Raw genomic sequence first — 839 nt, 5'->3', positions numbered from 1 at the left:
ACGCTGCACTACGCCAGCTCGCCAACCGTCTCGTCGGCATCCTGCATGGCTGCCTTGTTTTGCGTTTGAGTTAATGAGCCAAAGCCGGTCGAAAATACCCAGCCACTCGTGGGCGTGTTGGACACGTTTGGAGGCTGGTTATGAGCTCGAATTCCACCGTGAGTTCGACGCGGAAAAGCAACGGCAAGCGGCGGCAGGTGCTGGCGCCGAGCCAGAAGTACGAGATGTTCGTGGCGGTGCTAACCGAGCAGTACACCCAACGCGAGGCCGCCGAGAAGTGGAGGGTCGATCGCACCACGGTGGCGACGATCTGCCGCACCGCCAAGCAGGGCGCGTTGAATGCGTTGTCGGCGCGGCCGGGCCGCCCAGGCAAGACCGGCGAGCAGGTCGAGCTGCAGGAAGCCAGGGCCGAGATCGAGCGGTTGCGCGCCACGGTCGCCGAGCAGGCGGTGCTACTGCACCTGCACGAGGGAAAATCGCGTTGGGGCTGACCGCTGGCCCGGTCCCACCGCGGGTGGACGCAACCGTCAAGGCCGGCATCTTGGACCTGATCGACCATGCAGTCAGCCATGGCTGGTCAGCGCGGGCCGCCTGCGAGGTGATCGGACTCGATGACACGCGGGCGGCCCGGTGGGCGGATCGGCGCGCCGAGGACCGCCTCGATGACCTGACGCCGGGCGGGCACCCAGTGCACGGGCTGCTGGCCTGGGAACGACAGGCGATCGTGGCTTTGCACGCCGAGTGGGGCGAACGCGACCGCAGCCATCGCAAGCTGGCGCACCGGGGAAATCCCCCGAAAGTGTGGAGGCATGCACTATGAGGTAGGGGCATGTCAGAGA

Annotated in this window: 2 protein-coding genes; both read left to right on the top strand. The window is 66.4% G+C overall.

The features are described from left to right. Positions 1–158: 158 nt before the first annotated feature. A complete protein-coding gene (locus F6Q13_RS18185) occupies positions 159–491 on the top strand; it encodes a helix-turn-helix domain-containing protein (RefSeq protein WP_293059518.1) in 333 nt (110 codons plus the stop codon). Next, positions 482–820 (top strand): hypothetical protein, encoded by a 339-nt coding sequence (locus F6Q13_RS18180; protein WP_293059515.1) that lies wholly within the window; start codon positions 482–484, stop codon positions 818–820. Before F6Q13_RS18185 ends, F6Q13_RS18180 begins: the two co-directional genes overlap by 10 nt. Positions 821–839 lie beyond the last annotated feature (19 nt).

This window comes from Mycobacterium sp. (genome assembly GCF_008709575.1).
Lineage (GTDB): Bacteria > Actinomycetota > Actinomycetes > Mycobacteriales > Mycobacteriaceae > Mycobacterium.
Note: the sequence above shows the minus strand (reverse complement) of the source record. Positions and strands in the feature narration are given on the sequence as shown.